This window comes from Microvirga terrae (genome assembly GCF_013307435.2).
Lineage (GTDB): Bacteria > Pseudomonadota > Alphaproteobacteria > Rhizobiales > Beijerinckiaceae > Microvirga > Microvirga terrae.
In genome coordinates, this window is the sequence record NZ_CP102845.1 from 3717320 (window position 1) to 3732349 (window position 15030).

Annotated in this window: 13 protein-coding genes; 10 read left to right on the forward strand and 3 right to left on the reverse strand. The window is 67.0% G+C overall.

The features are described from left to right. Window positions 1-54: 54 nt before the first annotated feature. The 4 genes from HPT29_RS17535 to HPT29_RS17550 all read left to right on the forward strand — a co-directional run bounded on the left by HPT29_RS17535 (window position 55) and on the right by HPT29_RS17550 (window position 6160). Window positions 55-2022: a methylmalonyl-CoA mutase subunit beta gene (locus tag HPT29_RS17535; protein ID WP_173945373.1), complete on the forward strand. Its 1968-nt coding sequence runs from the start codon at window positions 55-57 to the stop codon at window positions 2020-2022. Between the two features lie 107 nt (window positions 2023-2129). After that, window positions 2130-2498, forward strand: coding sequence for a hypothetical protein (locus tag HPT29_RS17540; RefSeq protein WP_259060135.1), 369 nt, complete (start codon window positions 2130-2132; stop codon window positions 2496-2498). A 114-nt stretch (window positions 2499-2612) separates the two neighbouring features. Then, the gene (gene scpA, locus HPT29_RS17545; protein WP_173945372.1) at window positions 2613-4778 is read left to right on the forward strand and encodes a methylmalonyl-CoA mutase; all 2166 of its coding nucleotides are present in this window, start codon (window positions 2613-2615) and stop codon (window positions 4776-4778) included. 194 nt (window positions 4779-4972) lie between these two features. After that, window positions 4973-6160, forward strand: a complete 1188-nt coding sequence (locus HPT29_RS17550) for a family 16 glycosylhydrolase (RefSeq protein ID WP_210271904.1) — start codon at window positions 4973-4975, stop codon at window positions 6158-6160. 28 nt (window positions 6161-6188) lie between these two features. Here HPT29_RS17550 and HPT29_RS17555 read toward each other — a convergent pair whose 3' ends face one another. Then, complete coding sequence (locus HPT29_RS17555; RefSeq protein WP_173945371.1) at window positions 6189-7160, reverse strand: alpha/beta hydrolase; 972 nt, start codon at window positions 7158-7160, stop codon at window positions 6189-6191. Window positions 7161-7333: 173 nt separating this feature from the next. Here HPT29_RS17555 and HPT29_RS17560 point away from each other — a divergent pair, with 173 nt between their 5' ends. The 3 genes from HPT29_RS17560 to HPT29_RS17570 all read left to right on the forward strand — a co-directional run bounded on the left by HPT29_RS17560 (window position 7334) and on the right by HPT29_RS17570 (window position 10210). Then, window positions 7334-8092 (forward strand): DUF3750 domain-containing protein, encoded by a 759-nt coding sequence (locus HPT29_RS17560; RefSeq protein ID WP_173945382.1) that lies wholly within the window; start codon window positions 7334-7336, stop codon window positions 8090-8092. A gap of 114 nt (window positions 8093-8206) precedes the next feature. Then, on the forward strand, window positions 8207-9193 hold the full coding sequence (gene meaB / locus HPT29_RS17565; RefSeq protein WP_173945370.1) for a methylmalonyl Co-A mutase-associated GTPase MeaB: 987 nt from the start codon (window positions 8207-8209) through the stop codon (window positions 9191-9193). 225 nt (window positions 9194-9418) lie between these two features. Next, complete coding sequence (locus tag HPT29_RS17570; RefSeq protein ID WP_173945369.1) at window positions 9419-10210, forward strand: bestrophin-like domain; 792 nt, start codon at window positions 9419-9421, stop codon at window positions 10208-10210. A gap of 8 nt (window positions 10211-10218) precedes the next feature. Here HPT29_RS17570 and HPT29_RS17575 read toward each other — a convergent pair whose 3' ends face one another. Beyond that, window positions 10219-11232 carry an asparaginase gene (locus HPT29_RS17575; protein WP_173945368.1) on the reverse strand — a complete coding sequence of 338 codons (1014 nt, stop codon included), beginning with the start codon at window positions 11230-11232 and terminating at the stop codon, window positions 10219-10221. 169 nt (window positions 11233-11401) lie between these two features. Here HPT29_RS17575 and HPT29_RS17580 point away from each other — a divergent pair, with 169 nt between their 5' ends. The 3 genes from HPT29_RS17580 (at window position 11402) to HPT29_RS17590 (ending at window position 13854) form a co-directional block, all read left to right on the forward strand. After that, window positions 11402-12706, forward strand: coding sequence for a UDP-glucose dehydrogenase family protein (locus tag HPT29_RS17580; protein ID WP_259060136.1), 1305 nt, complete (start codon window positions 11402-11404; stop codon window positions 12704-12706). Between the two features lie 162 nt (window positions 12707-12868). Continuing rightward, a complete protein-coding gene (locus HPT29_RS17585) occupies window positions 12869-13105 on the forward strand; it encodes an Lrp/AsnC ligand binding domain-containing protein (RefSeq protein WP_009494007.1) in 237 nt (78 codons plus the stop codon). A gap of 83 nt (window positions 13106-13188) precedes the next feature. Further along, on the forward strand, window positions 13189-13854 hold the full coding sequence (locus HPT29_RS17590; RefSeq protein ID WP_173945042.1) for a DUF924 family protein: 666 nt from the start codon (window positions 13189-13191) through the stop codon (window positions 13852-13854). Window positions 13855-13870: 16 nt separating this feature from the next. Here the strand turns inward: HPT29_RS17590 and HPT29_RS17595 are convergent, their stop codons facing one another. Further along, entirely contained in the window at window positions 13871-14962 is a 1092-nt protein-coding gene (locus tag HPT29_RS17595) for a transglycosylase SLT domain-containing protein (RefSeq protein ID WP_173945043.1), read from the reverse strand. Between the last annotated feature and the right edge of the window lie 68 nt (window positions 14963-15030).

Consider the following 15030-nt stretch of genomic DNA (forward strand, 5'->3'; position numbering starts at 1 on the left):
TCGCGACCCGGTATCGTCCCGCGAAATTTCCGCCGCTGCCGGACGAGAGCCTCCATGGACGACCTCACCTTAGCCGCCGATTTCCCGCAAGCGAACCGCGAGCAATGGCTCAGGCTGGTCGAGGGCGTGCTCAAGGGCGCGGACTTCGAGAAGAAGCTCGTCTCGCGCAGCCATGACGGGATCGCGATCCAGCCCCTCTATCCGAAGGCGGAAGGATCGACGCCCGTTATGCGCGAGCAGCCCGGCCGCTGGCTCGTGTCGCAGCGGATCGACCATGCCGATCCCGCGAAGGCCAACGAACTGGCTCTCCTCGATCTCGAAGGCGGCGCCGATGCACTGACGCTCGTGACCCACAAGGCTCCCGGGGGCCGCGGATTCGGCGTGCGGATCGAGAGCCTCGACGATCTCGACCGGGTGCTGTCGGGTGTGATGCTCGACCTCATTCACCTGCGCGTCGATGCGGGCGGCCACGGCCGCCAGATTGCGGCGCTGATACTGGCGCTCGCCGAGCGGCGCGGCCACAACCTCTCCCACCTCTCCCTCGATCTCGGCCTCGATCCCATCGGGGCCATGGCGGCGCATGGGCGGATGTCCGCGTCCTGGGATGCCATGGCCCGGCGCATGGGCGACACGCTCGAGCATCTGACCGCGCGGGGCTTTGCCGGACGCACCTTTCTGGCCGATGGGCGCGTCTATCACGAGGCCGGCGCCAGCGAGGCGCAGGAACTCGCGGCCGTGCTCGCGACGGGCATCGCCACCTTGCGGGCGCTCGAAGCGCAAGGTCACTCGCTCGATGCGGCACGCCGGGCGCTGTCCTTCCTCCTCGTGGCCGATGCGGACGAGTTCCTCACCGTGGCGAAGCTGCGGGCGCTTCGCCGCCTGTGGGCACGCTTGGAGCAGGCCTGCGGCCTCGAGCCGAAGCCGATCCGCCTGCACGCTGAGACCGCCTGGCGCATGACCACCCGGCGCGACCCTTGGGTGAATATCCTGCGCACGACGATCGCCGCCTTCTCCGCCGGCATCGGCGGGGCGGACGCGATCACCGTGCTGCCCTTCACGGCCGCGCTGGGCCTGCCCGATGCCTTCGCCCGCCGGATCGCGCGCAACACGCAGCTGATCCTGCTCGACGAGTCGAACCTTGCCCGCGTGGCCGACCCGGCCGCGGGCGCGGGCGGCTTCGAGACGCTCACGAACGCCTTGTGCGAGAAGGCCTGGAGCCTGTTCCAGGAGATCGAGCGCGAGGGCGGCATTCTGGAAAGTCTCAAGGCCGGCATGCTCCAGGCCCGCATCGCGGCCGTGTGCTCCCAGCGGGAAAAAGCCATCGCCACCCGCCGGGAGCCGATCACCGGCACGAGCGAGTTCCCGAACATCCATGAGGCCGATGTGGCCGTGCTGCTGCCGATGCCCGCAGCCGAGGCGAACCCGGCCCCCACGGCGTCGGCCTCGTCTCCCGCGTCGACCGAGACCGACTTCGCATCTGTCGTCGCCATGGCCGGACAGGGCACGCCCCTGATCCAGCTCGTCGGCACCGCGGCCGGCCCGGCGCCCGTCTCCATCGCGCCCCTGCCGTCGATCCGGACGGCCGAGCCGTTCGAGCGCCTGCGCGACCGCGCGGACGCCTATCGCGCCCGGACCGGGGAACGCCCGAGGATCTTTCTCGCCAATCTCGGGCCGATCGCGGCCTTCACGGCCCGGGCGACCTTCGCCAAGAATTTCTTCGAGGCCGGCGGCATCGAAGCCGTCACGAACGACGGCTTCTCCGACAACGACAGGCTCCGGCACGCCTTCGCGCAAAGCGGAGCCCGGCTGTCCTGCATCTGCTCGACGGACGAGATCTACGAGCAACATGCCGCCGCGGCGGCCGAAGCTCTGCGCGCCGCAGGATCGACCCTCGTGGCTCTGGCGGGACGACCGGGCGAGCGGGAGGATGCCTGGACCCGGGCCGGGATGACCACCTTCATCTTCGCCGGGTGCGATGCTCTCACGATCCTGGGCCAGGCTCTCGACGAGGCCGGCGCCTGACGCGGCGGGACGTTTCCTGACCTCGCGCAAAGCTGAAACCCCAGGCCGGAACCCGCTGAAAAGCCTCACGTTGGTTCAGCCCATTCCTTCTTGCTGTGGAGCGTTCCATGCGTATGATGTCCTGGCTCGGCGCGGCGGCCTTGTCCGCCCTTGCCCTCGCTCCCGCGGCCCGCGCACAGGCCAACCGGTTCGACGGCAACTGGAGCGTGGAGGTCGTGACGGAAAAAGGCGCCTGCGACCGGGCCTACCGCTACGCAGTGGTCGTCCAGAACGGCCGGGCCCGTTACGGCGGACCGGAGAACTTCAACGTGAACGGCCAGGTCCAGCCGAACGGCTCGGTCTCGGCAAGCATCTCGCGCGGCCAGGACCGGGCCAACGTGTCCGGCCGTCTGTCGGGCAATACGGGCCGCGGCACGTGGTCGACCTCGGGTGGACGGGTCTGCTCGGGCTATTGGAACGCGGAGAAGCGGGGGTGACGTTCCTCCACCGGTCCCGTCTCCGACCATGCGCCGATAGCATCCCTGTGCCGGATGCCCTAAAATGACGCCCATCACCGTGTTTCATTCGTCAAGGGTACCCGTTTCAAGGCCATGACCAGCATCCCGGACTTCTCGAGCGTCGCCTTCTCCGCCGCTCCCCTGGCGCCCTCCTCCCAGCCCGGCACCGAGCCCTGGCTGACGCCCGAGGGCATCGCGGTCAAGGGAGCCTATGGGCCTGAGGATCGCGCCGGGCTGGACTTCCTCGACACCTGGCCGGGCATTGCGCCGTTCCTGCGCGGCCCCTACCCGACCATGTACGTGAACCAGCCGTGGACCGTGCGCCAATACGCCGGGTTCTCCACGGCCGAGGATTCCAACGCCTTCTACCGACGCAACCTGGCGGCCGGCCAGAAGGGCCTGTCGGTGGCCTTCGATCTGGCGACCCACCGTGGATACGATTCCGACCATCCGCGTGTGGCCGGCGATGTGGGCATGGCGGGTGTCGCCATCGATTCGATCTACGACATGCGCACGCTGTTCGCCGGCATCCCGCTCGACCGGATGAGCGTGTCGATGACGATGAATGGCGCGGTGCTCCCCGTTCTGGCGCTTTACATCGTGGCGGCCGAGGAACAGGGCGTGCCGCCCCAAAAACTCTCGGGCACGATCCAGAACGACATCCTGAAAGAGTTCATGGTGCGCAACACCTACATCTACCCGCCGAAAGGGTCGATGCGCATCATCTCGGACATCTTCGCCTATACCTCGGCGAACATGCCGAAGTTCAACTCGATCTCGATCTCCGGCTACCACATGCAGGAAGCCGGCGCGACGCAGGATCTCGAGCTCGCCTACACGCTCGCCGACGGTGTCGAATACATCCGCGCCGGCATCGCCGCGGGCCTGACCATCGATCAGTTCGCACCGCGCCTTTCGTTCTTCTGGGCGGTGGGCATGAACTTCTTCATGGAAGTCGCCAAGATGCGCGCCGCGCGCCTGATCTGGGCCAAGCTCGTGAAGGGCTTCAACCCGCAGAGCGACAAGTCGCTGCCCCTGCGCACGCATTCGCAAACCTCGGGCTGGTCGCTGACCGCGCAGGACGTGTTCAACAACGTCACCCGCACCTGCATCGAGGCCATGGCGGCCACTCAGGGCCATACCCAGTCGCTGCACACCAACGCGCTGGACGAGGCGCTGGCGCTCCCGACCGACTTTTCGGCCCGCATCGCGCGCAACACGCAGCTGTTCCTGCAGCAGGAGAGCGGCACGACCCGCATCATCGACCCGTGGGGCGGCTCCTATTACGTCGAGCGCCTGACCCACGAGCTGGCGCAGAAGGCCTGGGGGCATATCCGCGAAGTCGAGGAACTCGGCGGCATGGCGAAGGCCATCGAGGCGGGAATCCCGAAGCTGAAGATCGAGGAAGCGGCGGCGCGCACGCAGGCGCGGATCGATTCCGGCCACCAGAAGATCATCGGCGTGAACGCCTTCCGCACCGCGGACGAAGCCGCCATCGACATTCTCAAGGTCGACAACGCGGCCGTGCGGGCGAGCCAGATCGACAAGCTGAAGCGCCTGAAGGCCGAGCGCAGCCAGGCCGACGTGGACGCGGCGTTGTCCGCCCTCTCCACGGTCGCGGCGTCCGGCGAGGGCAATCTGCTCGACCTCGCCGTAAAGGCGGCGCGGGCCAAGGCCACGGTAGGCGAGATTTCCGACGCGCTGGAGAAGGTCTGGGGCCGTCACCGCGCCGAGATCAAGGCGATCTCGGGCGTTTACAAGCGGGAGGTCGGCATGGCGTCGCCAGCCGTTGAGAAAGTTCGCACTCTGGTCGAGCAGTTCGAGCACGACGATGGCCGGCGCCCGCGCATCCTGGTGGCCAAGATGGGCCAGGACGGGCACGACCGCGGCCAGAAGGTGATCGCCTCCGCGTTCGCCGATCTCGGCTTCGACGTGGATATCGGCCCGCTCTTCGCGACACCCGCGGAGGCGGCCCGCCAGGCGATCGAGAACGACGTCCACATCATCGGCGTGTCGTCGCTGGCGGCCGGCCATCTCACGCTGGTGCCGGAGCTCAAGGGGGAACTCGCGAAGTACGGCCGCGACGACATCATGATCGTGGTGGGCGGCGTGATCCCGCCGCAGGACTTCGACGCCCTTCATCAGGCCGGCGCCTCGGCGATCTTCCCGCCCGGCACCGTCATCGCCGACGCGGCCGTGAACCTGATCGACGATCTCAACCGGCGCCTCGGCTACGGGCCGAAGCAGGCGGCGGAGTAGCGCCGCCCCGGGAGGATCGTCACCGCGCTCGCACCCGGTGCCGCAGGCATTGGCGGATCGCTCACGTCTTCACCGTTAACACTGCCTTCATCATCGACCGCGAATAGGTACTTCCACCTAATTGCCCGTGCTCCCATCCGTGAGAAACATATCTCAAAGACCAAGTTTTTCATCGATTACTTTGCGGAGCACCGATGTCGCTCAATCTCGACGGATATTCACTGACCTTCTCTGACGAATTCGCCGGCTCCTATCTCGATACGTCGATCTGGGGCACGCAATACTGGTGGGGTGGCCGCACGCTCGCGAGCAATGGCGAGATGCAGTATTTCGCCGACCGCTCGACGCCCGTCATTCAGCAGAACCCGGCACTCGATCCCTTCTCCATCGTGGCGGATCCGAGAGAAGCCGGGGACGGCGTCCTGACGATCACGGCGCGGCCCTCGCCCGATCCAGGTCTGACCGACGGGCTCCCCTACGTCTCGGGCCTCATCAACACCCATGGCACCTTCTCGCAGACCTACGGGTACTTCGAGATCTCGGCCCAGGTGCCGTCGGGCCAGGGATTATGGCCCGCCTTTTGGCTTCTGCCGCAGAGCGGCAACTGGCCGCCGGAGATCGACGTCCTGGAACTCCTCGGCCACGATCCCGCAACCTACTACGTCGGGTCTCACTGGACCGACAGCCGCGGCGGCCATTTCTACGACACGCAGGGCATCTCCGCCGGGGTCGATCTTTCGCAGGACTTCCACGCCTACGGCACCCTTTGGACGGCCGATTCCATCACCTTCTATCTCGACGGGACGGCGGTCTACTCCATGCAGATGCCTGCGGGCATGAGCGAGCCCATGTATCTGCTCGCCGGACTGGCCGTCGGCGGCAACTGGCCGGGCGCGCCCGACGAGACGACCCGGTTCCCGGCGGAGTTCAAGATCGACTACATCCGCGCCTGGTCGCTCGACACGCCATCGTCGATTCCGACGACCACGCCCAGCCTGAAGGGAACCTCCGGGGCCGACCTTCTCGTCGGCGACGCGAATGCGAATGCCTTGAACGACATCGTCTTCGCCTATAGCGGCAACGACACGCTCGAGGGCCTGAGAGGCAACGACACCCTGGCGGGCGGCCATGGGGCCGACACGTTCCTCTACCGGACAGGGCCGAGCGGGAACGACGTCATCGTCGACTTCGACCCCATGATCGGCGACGCGGTTCGCGTCACGAAGGCCATCCTGGGCCAGAAGAATTTCTCCGGCCTCTACCGGATGATCAAGGACAACCCGGCCGGCGATGCGGTCCTCAAGCTGGCGGATGGCGGCTCGATCACGTTCGAGGGCGTCAGCAAGGCGCAGCTCGGTTACGACGACTTCTTCATCGTGTGACCTTGCCGCGGGCGGGCACGGCGTCGTGCTACGACCGCTCGATCGCCCGCTTGATCACCTGCTGCACGTCCTTGTTCGTCAGGAACAGGTCGTGGTTGACGATGCCGCCGCCGAACTCCGAGGCGTCGGCCACGCGCACGCCGAGGGATTCGAGCCGCTCGCGATCGGCCGCGCCAGCCCGGATGATGCCGCCTGCAAGACGGCTCGAAACGGCGAGCGCCCGGTCGTTGGTGGAGCTGATGACGGTGATCTTCTTCGCGTCGGGACCGAGACGCTCGAGGCCGCGGGCGAAGAGGTCGATGTCGATGTCGGGGGCTGCCAGCACCACGGCGCCAATGCGGTCCATGGCGTTCTCGCCGCCTGAGGCGCGCAGCATCCGCAGGGTCTCGAGGGTGAGCAGGGTGCCCATGCTGTGGGCCACGATGTGGATCCGCCCGCCGCTCGGGGTCTTGGCGATGGCGGTCAGCAGATCCTCGAGGGCGTCGCGGGACCACATGGCGCTTTCGCGATCGGCCACATAGCTGAAGGTCGAGGCTGCGGACGGCCAGGTGAACAGGCCCGTGACCCCGGCGAACTTGATGCCCTCAGACAGGTCGATGGTCGACGTCGCGGCCGTCTCGAAGCTCTCGCGATAGCCGTGAATGTAGAGCAGCAGGTTGTGCCCGAAGGCCGCCTGGGCGAAGGCCTGAGCGGCATTGCTGTGATCGACGTTCTCGACCTTCGCGATGCTCCAGCCGCTGCTCCCGATGAAGGAATCCGACGGCGGCTTCAGGCGCGCTTCCGCGAAGACGAGGTCCGCCGAGCGCTCGCTGCTGAACCAGGGCTTCTTCGGCGGATCGCCCACCGGCAGCCGCGTGGTCGCCACGAGGAGTTTCGGATCCCGGGCGAGACCGACCTGCGACGAGACCGGGCTGGTGAGGGCCGAGTCCTCTCCGAGGCATCCGGACAGGGCAAGGCCGGCAAGGCAGACGAGAGCAAGGCGCGAAAAGGGAAAGAGCATGAGGCCGGGTTTCAAGAGACAAGGGGGCAACGCTGTTTTGTCCTCGATCATGGCATGCGCAAGGCAGAGGACCGTCGATGACCCGTTCAAGCAGGAAGACGGTAAACCAATGGTGAACGACGGCGTCCCCGTGTCGCCTTGATGGTGCGCCGGCGCATCCGTACTTTTGCGTGATGCTTGCCTTCCTGTCCCGTGTCCTCCTCGTCATTGTCGGCCTGTTTGTCCTGCCTCTCGGGGCTCATGCGCTCTGGTGGGCGATGCGCGACGACGTGGCGCCGAGCTGGCGCGCGGCGGATTGGTCGAGCGCGAAGCTGCTGCCGGCCGCATCCGAAGCGCCTCAGGCCATTGTGGCCGTCTATGCGGCGCGGGTCGGCCGCTGGCGCGGCATCTTCGCCCACCACACCTGGGTGGTCGTGAAGGAGGCCGGCGCACGCACCTATACCCGCTACGACAAGGTCGGCTGGGGCAGCCCGGTCCGCACCAACGGCTGGGCGCCGGACGGCCGCTGGTTCGGCAACGCGCCGCATCCGGTCGTCCTGATCGAGGGAGAGGCGGCGGAACGGCTGATCCCGCAGGTGCGCCAGGCGGTGGCGAGCTATCCCTACCAGACCTTCGGCGCCTACAACGCTTGGCCGGGTCCGAACTCGAACACCTTCGTGGCCCATGTGATGCGGTCTGTCCCGGAACTCGGCGCGGCGCTCCCGCCGACGGCCCTCGGCAAGGACTGGCAGCCGTGGCGGGACATGGTCGGCCTGACGCCAAGCCGCACAGGCATCCAGATCTCGCTCGGCGGCTATGCGGGCCTCGCGCTCGGCTGGGTTGAGGGCATCGAGATCGATTTCATGGGGCTCGTCGCCGGCATCGACCTGCGCCGCCCCGCCGTCAAGATTCCCGCCTGGGGACGAATCGGCATGGACCCGATCACCTGGTGAACGCGGCACCGAGACGCTTCCCGTCTCGCTGAGCGCATCGTTCGACGCAGACCCGGAGGGCCGCGTCAGCGAAATCCGAGTCCACTTTTGCGCACGATGCGCTAAAGCTCTCCCATGACCGGGGGCTCGCAGCGAAAGACGGAGATTACGGCCGAAGCCGTGGCAGGGGGCGACCGCGCTGCGCTCGCGCGCGCCATCACCCTGATGGAATCGCGCCGCCAGGATCATCGCGAGGCGGCCCGCGCGCTCCTGCAGACGCTGATGCCCCGCACCGGCCGGGCGGTGCGCATCGGAATCACCGGAGTGCCTGGCGTCGGCAAGTCCACCACCATCGATACCTTGGGGGCGATGCTCACAGAACGAGGGCACAAGGTTGCCGTTCTGGCGGTGGACCCCTCCTCCACCCGCACGGGCGGCGCGATCCTCGGCGACAAGACCCGCATGGCCCGGCTCGCGGCCGATCCCAACGCCTTCATCCGCCCCTCGCCGTCCTCCGGCACCCTGGGCGGCGTCGCGGCCAAGACCAGGGAGACCATGCTGCTCTGCGAGGCGGCCGGCTTCGACGTGATCCTGGTCGAGACGGTGGGGGTCGGACAATCCGAAACAGCGGTCGCGGACCTGACCGATTTCTTCCTCGTGCTCATGCTGCCCGGCGCGGGCGACGAACTTCAGGGGATCAAGAAAGGCATCCTGGAGCTCGCCGACCTGATCGCCGTCAACAAGGCGGACGACGCGGGCGCGAAGGCCAAGGCGGCCGCCGCCGAGTACAAGGCCGCGCTGCACATCCTGGCGCCGGCCTCCGCCACCTGGACGCCGCCCGTGCTCACGATCTCGGGACTGACAGGCCAAGGGCTCGACGAGGTCTGGGACAAGGTGAAGGACCATCGCGCACGCCTGGAGGCCACGGGGGAGCTCGCCGCCAAACGCCGGGCACAAGACACGAAATGGATGTGGGCCCTCGTCCATGAGCGCCTGTACGAGCGCCTGCACCACGATCCCGCTCTGCGCCGGCGCGTGCCGGAGCTCGAACGGGCCATCGCGGACGGCACCCTGTCGCCGACCGCTGGGGCGATCGAGATCGCGACGCTGCTGGGACTCTAGCGCCAGCCATGCTCACAGGTCCACGCCCTCACCGGCCTTATGCCGGTGGCTCCGCACCTCTCCGGCGCAGCACTCTTCCGAGCGGGATAGCCGGGACGAGCCCGGCCATGACGTGACGAGCCGATGAATCCTGACGCCCCTATCCGGAATTCCACCTGATCTTGCGCGCGAAAACCGCTTCACTGGATAGGTGCCCGACGGGCACCCGCAAGAGCGAACCGCGTCGTGATCGATCGGCTGCATCAGCTGCCCATTTTCATGGGCGCCGTCATCGTGTGCCTTTTCTTCCTGGTGCCGACCCTGATCGGTTCGGTGCTGCTGCAGCCTGCGGTCGGACGCCTCCTGCGCGACGAGCGGGACCCGAACACGATCGTCGGTCTGCTCCTGAACGCCTTCACCCTCTATTACGGCGTTCTCCTCGCGCTGCTCTCGATCGCGGTTTTCGACAATTACGGTAAGGCGGAGGATGCGGTCGGGCGGGAGGCGTCCAGCGTCATCGCCCTCTACCGCACCTTCAGCGGCTATCCGGAACCCCTCCGTACCGCCCTGTCGGACAATCTTCGCCAATATGTGGACGAGGAAACCGGCCCGGGCTGGTCGTTCCAGCGCAGCAACCAGGCATCGACCCGTGGAACGCTGCTGGTGGACCAGCTGAGTCGCCAACTCATGGCCTTCAGGCCCAATCGGGATGCGGGCGAGGACCTGATCCATCAGGCCGCCCTGCGGATCTTTGAGGACTTCATCGAGCAGCGCCGCCTGCGCATCCAGGCGGCCGGGACCAGCGTGCCCAAAGTGATCTGGTCGGTCGTCCTGGCGGGCGCCGCCCTGAACGTCTTCATCCTCTGGCTGTTCGACCTGAAGCGGACGACGCATTTCCTGCTGGGAGGCGTCCTCATGATCTTCGTCGGGCTGGTCGTCTACATGGTGGGCGTCCTCGACCGGCCGTTCCATGGCGCGCATGGGCTCAAGCCCGACGACCTCCTCCACGCCCGCCAGCAGATGAATCCGAGACCGTGAGACCCGGCTTAGATCGCTCCCAGGACCTCGGAGGCCAGGCGGATCCGCCCGACCTCGATCCCGTTCCAGTTCTTGAGCACGGGCTGAGCCAGCTCCTCGACGGCCCGGCGCTCCCCGGTGTCCAGGTTGAGGAAGCGCAGCACGAGACCGGCCATCATGGCCTCGGCCGCGCGGCTGTTGCCGTCCTCGGCCTTCAGGGCAACTCCGTAGCCGAGGTCGGGAAAGGACGCGCAATAGACGCCCTCGGCCCCGACCTTCACGAAGGCGCGCTCGCCGAGAAGCTCCATCAGCCTGGTGTCGAAGCGGCCCGTGCCGGCGACCATGAAGGGGTGGCGTGCCACGGCCCGGCGGATCCAAGCGGAGGCGGCTCTTCCATCACCCGGAAGGCCACTCCCGGTGCCGAACCGGGCGAAGCCGAACGCGAGCGAGGGCAGCGGGATCGCATAGGTAGGGATCGAGCAGCCGTCGATGCCGCTCTTCTCGACCGTGTGGCAGGCGCCGGTGATCTCCTCCAGGGCTTCGCGCACGCTGCGCTGCACCGGGTGGTCCGCCAGCACGTAGCCCTTCGGGTTCTGCCCCTGACCGCAAGCCAGGCAGACGAAGCCCGCATGCTTGCCAGAGCAGTTGTTGTGGAGCGCGCTCGGAGTGCCGCCCGAGGCGGCGAGCGCCCGGTTCGCCGCCTCACCCATGGGCCAGTGCACGCCGCATTCCAGGCAGCCGGCATCCTGCCCGGCCTTGGCCAGCATGGCCTTGGCGGTCGCCACATGCTCGGGCTCGCCCGAATGGGACGCGCAGGCCAGCGCGATCTCTTCGTCGGTCAGCCCGTATTTGTCCGCAATGCCGCTCTCGACCAGCGGCATCGCCTGAAGCGCTTTCACGGCGGAGCGCGGAAAAACGCGCCTGTCGACATCGCCAATCGACAGAACTGTGGCCCCTTCGGAATCCACCACCGAGACGCTGCCCCTGTGGCGCGACTCGACCAGGTTCCCGCGGGTGACCTCGACAAGAAAAGGATTGTTCATCAATGCCCCGTTTGAAAAGCGGCGGTGTTGTGGAGGCACTTATTCCAGAAGTCAAAGGGGGCATTGTTGCAAAAGCCAAAAATGGTGCCCCGGAATGGTCTGCCGGCGCGGGTTGCTGTGAAGCCCGCGCCACTCTAAACCCAAGGTTGGAACAAACAGGGAGTCTCTGATGCGTGTTGCGATGATCGGAGCGGGCTATGTGGGGCTGGTGTCGGGCGCCTGCTTTGCTGATTTCGGGCACGAGGTCTGCTGCGTCGACAAGGAGCCGGCCAAGATCGAGGCGCTCAACCGGGGCGCGATCCCGATCTTCGAGCCGGGCCTGGACGATCTCGTGGCCAAGAACGTGCGCGAGGACCGCCTGACCTTCACCACCGATCTGGCGCAGGCCGTCAAGAGCGCACAGGCCGTGTTCATCGCGGTCGGCACCCCGTCCCGGCGCGGCGACGGCCATGCGGACCTGTCCTATGTCTACCAGGCCGCCCGCGACATCGCGGCCGCCATGGACGGCTACACCGTGGTGGTGACCAAATCGACCGTGCCGGTGGGCACCGGCGACGAGGTCGAGCGCATCATCCGCGAGACCCGGCCCGAGGCCGAGTTCGCCGTGGTGTCGAACCCGGAGTTCCTGCGCGAAGGTGCAGCGATCGCCGATTTCAAGCGCCCGGACCGCATCGTGGTGGGCACCGAGGACGAGCGCGCCAAGGACGTGATGACCGAGCTCTACCGCCCGCTCTACCTCAACCAGTCTCCCCTGCTCAGCATGTCCCGGCGCACGGCCGAGCTGACCAAGTATGCCGCCAACGCGTTCCTGGCCACCAAGATCACCTTCATCAACGAGATCGCCGATCTGTGCGAGCAGGTGGGCGCCAACGTGCAGGACGTGGCCCGCGGCATCGGCCTCGACAACCGGATCGGGGCGAAGTTCCTTCATGCCGGCCCGGGCTATGGCGGCTCGTGCTTTCCCAAGGACACGCTGGCCCTGATCAAGACCGCGCAGGACCACGAGGCGCCGATGCGCATCGTCGAGACGGTGGCGGCGGTCAACAGCCAGCGCAAGCGCGCCATGGGCCGCAAGGTGATCGCCGCCTGCGGCGGCTCGGTGCGCGGCAAGACCGTGGCGGTGCTCGGCCTGACCTTCAAGCCCAACACCGACGACATGCGCGATGCGCCCTCCATCGACGTGATCACGGCGCTGCAGGACGCCGGGGCCCGGGTGAAAGCCTATGATCCGGAAGGCATGGAGGCGGCCCGGTCGGTGCTGACCGACGTGGCCTATGCCCGGGATGCCTACGATTGCGCCCGCGGGGCCGACGCCCTGGTGCTGGTGACCGAATGGGACACGTTCCGGGCCCTGGACCTGTCGCGCCTGAAGGCGACGCTGGCCGCCCCGGTGGTGGTGGACCTGCGCAACGTCTACCGCCCCGAGGAGATGCGCCGCCACGGCTTCACCTATGTCAGCATCGGACGCCTCTGAGCGCAGCCCCTGGGACCTTCGGCCGGCCGGGCCCTCCCCGTCCTCACCGGGACAAGCCCGGCCATGACGCCGTGTCAGGTTGAACCACAGAGGTTCTCACCGGCGTGCTCCCGTGCCATATCTCCCTGATCCTCACGTTTCAGACGACGCTCCGGAGACCCCATGCAGACCTTCTTCGTCGAGATCAAATGCAAGCTCGGCAAGACCTACGCGGTCGCCAATGCCCTCGCCGACCGGGAAATCGCGTCGGAGATCTACTCGACGGCGGGCAATTACGACATTCTCGCTAAGTTCCATGTGGATGACGGGGTCGATATCGGCCATTTCATCGCGGAGAACGTGCAGGTCATCCCGGAGATCGCCGACACGCATACGATCATCACGTTCAAGGCGTTCTGAAACCCTGGCCCTGCCAGGTGATTCCAAGCACAGCCCGGAGACGGCACCCGCGATAGGATAGAGGCTCCTTCAAGGAGGAGCCGATGGCATCTCATACGGACTGGCGCGAGGTCTACGACTTCTGGTTTCCTGTCGACCTCTCGGAGGCCGACGTCGCGGCGCACTGGCAGATGCTGGCCTGGTGGATGCGCGGCGGAGCCAATGCGGAGCTGCATCGGTTCGCCCCCCTGGTGCGTGCGGCCAGGGCCGGCGAACTCGACCGCTGGCGATCCACGCCGCTCGGTCGGCTGTGCCTGATCATCGTGCTCGACCAGTTCCCACGCGGCCTCTTCGCCGGCGCGCCGGACGCCTATTCCTCCGATCCGGAGACGGTGAGGTTGGCCGAGGAAGGGTTCGATAACGGGCACTACGACGCCCTGACGAGCCCTTACGAAAGGTTCTTCTATTTCCTTCCGCTGGCCCATGCGGAAGGTCCGGACCATCTGGAGCGGATGAGGCGCATCGTGGCCATCTCGGAACAGGCCCTCGACGAGGCTCCGGAGCACCTCAAGCCGGTCTGGCAGTTCTCCCTCAGCCAGGCCCGGGCCAATTTCGACATCATCGCCCGTTTCGGCCGCTTCCCGCACCGGAATCCAGTCCTCGGACGCCACTCGACCCCCGAGGAACTGACCTACCTGGCCAAGGGCGATTTCGTTCACACGCGCTCGCTGCCGGCCTCCGCGTCGTCGGCCATCAGCGCGGTCGGATGAGGTTCGGGCGCAGCCTTTACTGCACGAGCGGCGATGCGTCGGCCGACACCTCGGTGCGCTCGGTCTGACGGGAGATTTCGGCCAGATAGGGGCCGATGCCCTCGTAGCGGTCGAGGCGGCGGACGATCTTCGAATCGATCTTGTTGTAGAGCTCCGCCACGCTGACCGAACGGCGCTTGCGCCCCTTGCCTTCCGTGAACAGCCCGGCATTGGCCTTCGCGGCCCTCGGGAACAGCTTGGAGGCCTTCATGTTCGGGTCCTGGTCGAGGACCTCGAGGAAGCGCACGGCGCTGGAGGCGCCCAGGAAATGGGCCAGATAGAGCTCCGCCTCGGCCAGCTCCCGCTCGCCTTCCGCCTGCAACGCCCGCTCCACGTCCTTGATCAGCTCGCCGGCCATGAGGGCCGAGAAATATGGATCCGTGCGCAGGCTCATGATCCACTCCCGGTGCTTCGGACTCACCTCCAGCTCACCGTTGACGTAGCTGATCGCGTCCGCAGCGGCCCCGAACCCGTAATCGGCCGCATGGGCGTAGATGGTCTCGATCCAGGTGCTGTCGATAAACTGGAACAGCCCTTGGGCGGACGACGTCGGCGCCTTGGCCTCGGGAGAGAGGCTCGATTCCACATCCGCCAGGGTCATCATGTAGACCGGGTCGACCCCCGTCGCATGAGCGGCCTTCAGGATGGAATGCACGAGCCAGCGCGGCACGGTGCGACCGTTGAAGGGGATCAGCTCATCCGGATCGCCTGCTGTCTCGTCCGCCAGTTCCTGCGGCGCCGGCTTGACCGCGTGGGGTTTCTTGAACGTGAACGCACCCTCGAGGATCGCCTTGAAGAGGCCCGGCTCCTTCAGGAGCTTCGGGGTGAAGTCCATTGACGCGGTGATGAGCGAGCCGGTGGTGAGCGGCTGCTCGGCCGGGGCCGCGACGGGTCTTGCCAGAAGGGCGCTCGGGAGGGTGGCGACGGCCGCGGGTCCGGCTGCCAAGCCCTGAAGGCCCAGCATCAGGCCCGCGGCCAAGGTGAGGTGAATGAAGCGGCGATGTCCGGACTTGCGCACATCCGCAACAGGCTGCGGAACCGCGCACAGCAGCGTTCTCGCGTTACTCATCATCACTAATCCCGCAACAGCCCGACCTGATGACCGGGCCTTCCCTTGTGTCGTTCTGGGACAAGGGT

Excerpts from the sequence above, each read along its gene's own strand:
- HPT29_RS17535 (WP_173945373.1), top strand. The coding sequence starts at position 55 with ATGGACGACCTCACCTTAGCCGCCGATTTCCCGCAAGCGAACCGCGAG.
- HPT29_RS17540 (WP_259060135.1), top strand. The coding sequence starts at position 2,130 with ATGCGTATGATGTCCTGGCTCGGCGCGGCGGCCTTGTCCGCCCTTGCC.
- scpA (WP_173945372.1), top strand. The coding sequence starts at position 2,613 with ATGACCAGCATCCCGGACTTCTCGAGCGTCGCCTTCTCCGCCGCTCCC.
- HPT29_RS17550 (WP_210271904.1), top strand. The coding sequence starts at position 4,973 with ATGTCGCTCAATCTCGACGGATATTCACTGACCTTCTCTGACGAATTC.
- HPT29_RS17555 (WP_173945371.1), bottom strand. The coding sequence starts at position 7,160 with ATGCTCTTTCCCTTTTCGCGCCTTGCTCTCGTCTGCCTTGCCGGCCTT.
- HPT29_RS17560 (WP_173945382.1), top strand. The coding sequence starts at position 7,334 with ATGCTTGCCTTCCTGTCCCGTGTCCTCCTCGTCATTGTCGGCCTGTTT.
- meaB (WP_173945370.1), top strand. The coding sequence starts at position 8,207 with ATGACCGGGGGCTCGCAGCGAAAGACGGAGATTACGGCCGAAGCCGTG.
- HPT29_RS17575 (WP_173945368.1), bottom strand. The coding sequence starts at position 11,232 with ATGAACAATCCTTTTCTTGTCGAGGTCACCCGCGGGAACCTGGTCGAG.
- HPT29_RS17580 (WP_259060136.1), top strand. The coding sequence starts at position 11,402 with ATGCGTGTTGCGATGATCGGAGCGGGCTATGTGGGGCTGGTGTCGGGC.
- HPT29_RS17585 (WP_009494007.1), top strand. The coding sequence starts at position 12,869 with ATGCAGACCTTCTTCGTCGAGATCAAATGCAAGCTCGGCAAGACCTAC.
- HPT29_RS17590 (WP_173945042.1), top strand. The coding sequence starts at position 13,189 with ATGGCATCTCATACGGACTGGCGCGAGGTCTACGACTTCTGGTTTCCT.
- HPT29_RS17595 (WP_173945043.1), bottom strand. The coding sequence starts at position 14,962 with ATGAGTAACGCGAGAACGCTGCTGTGCGCGGTTCCGCAGCCTGTTGCG.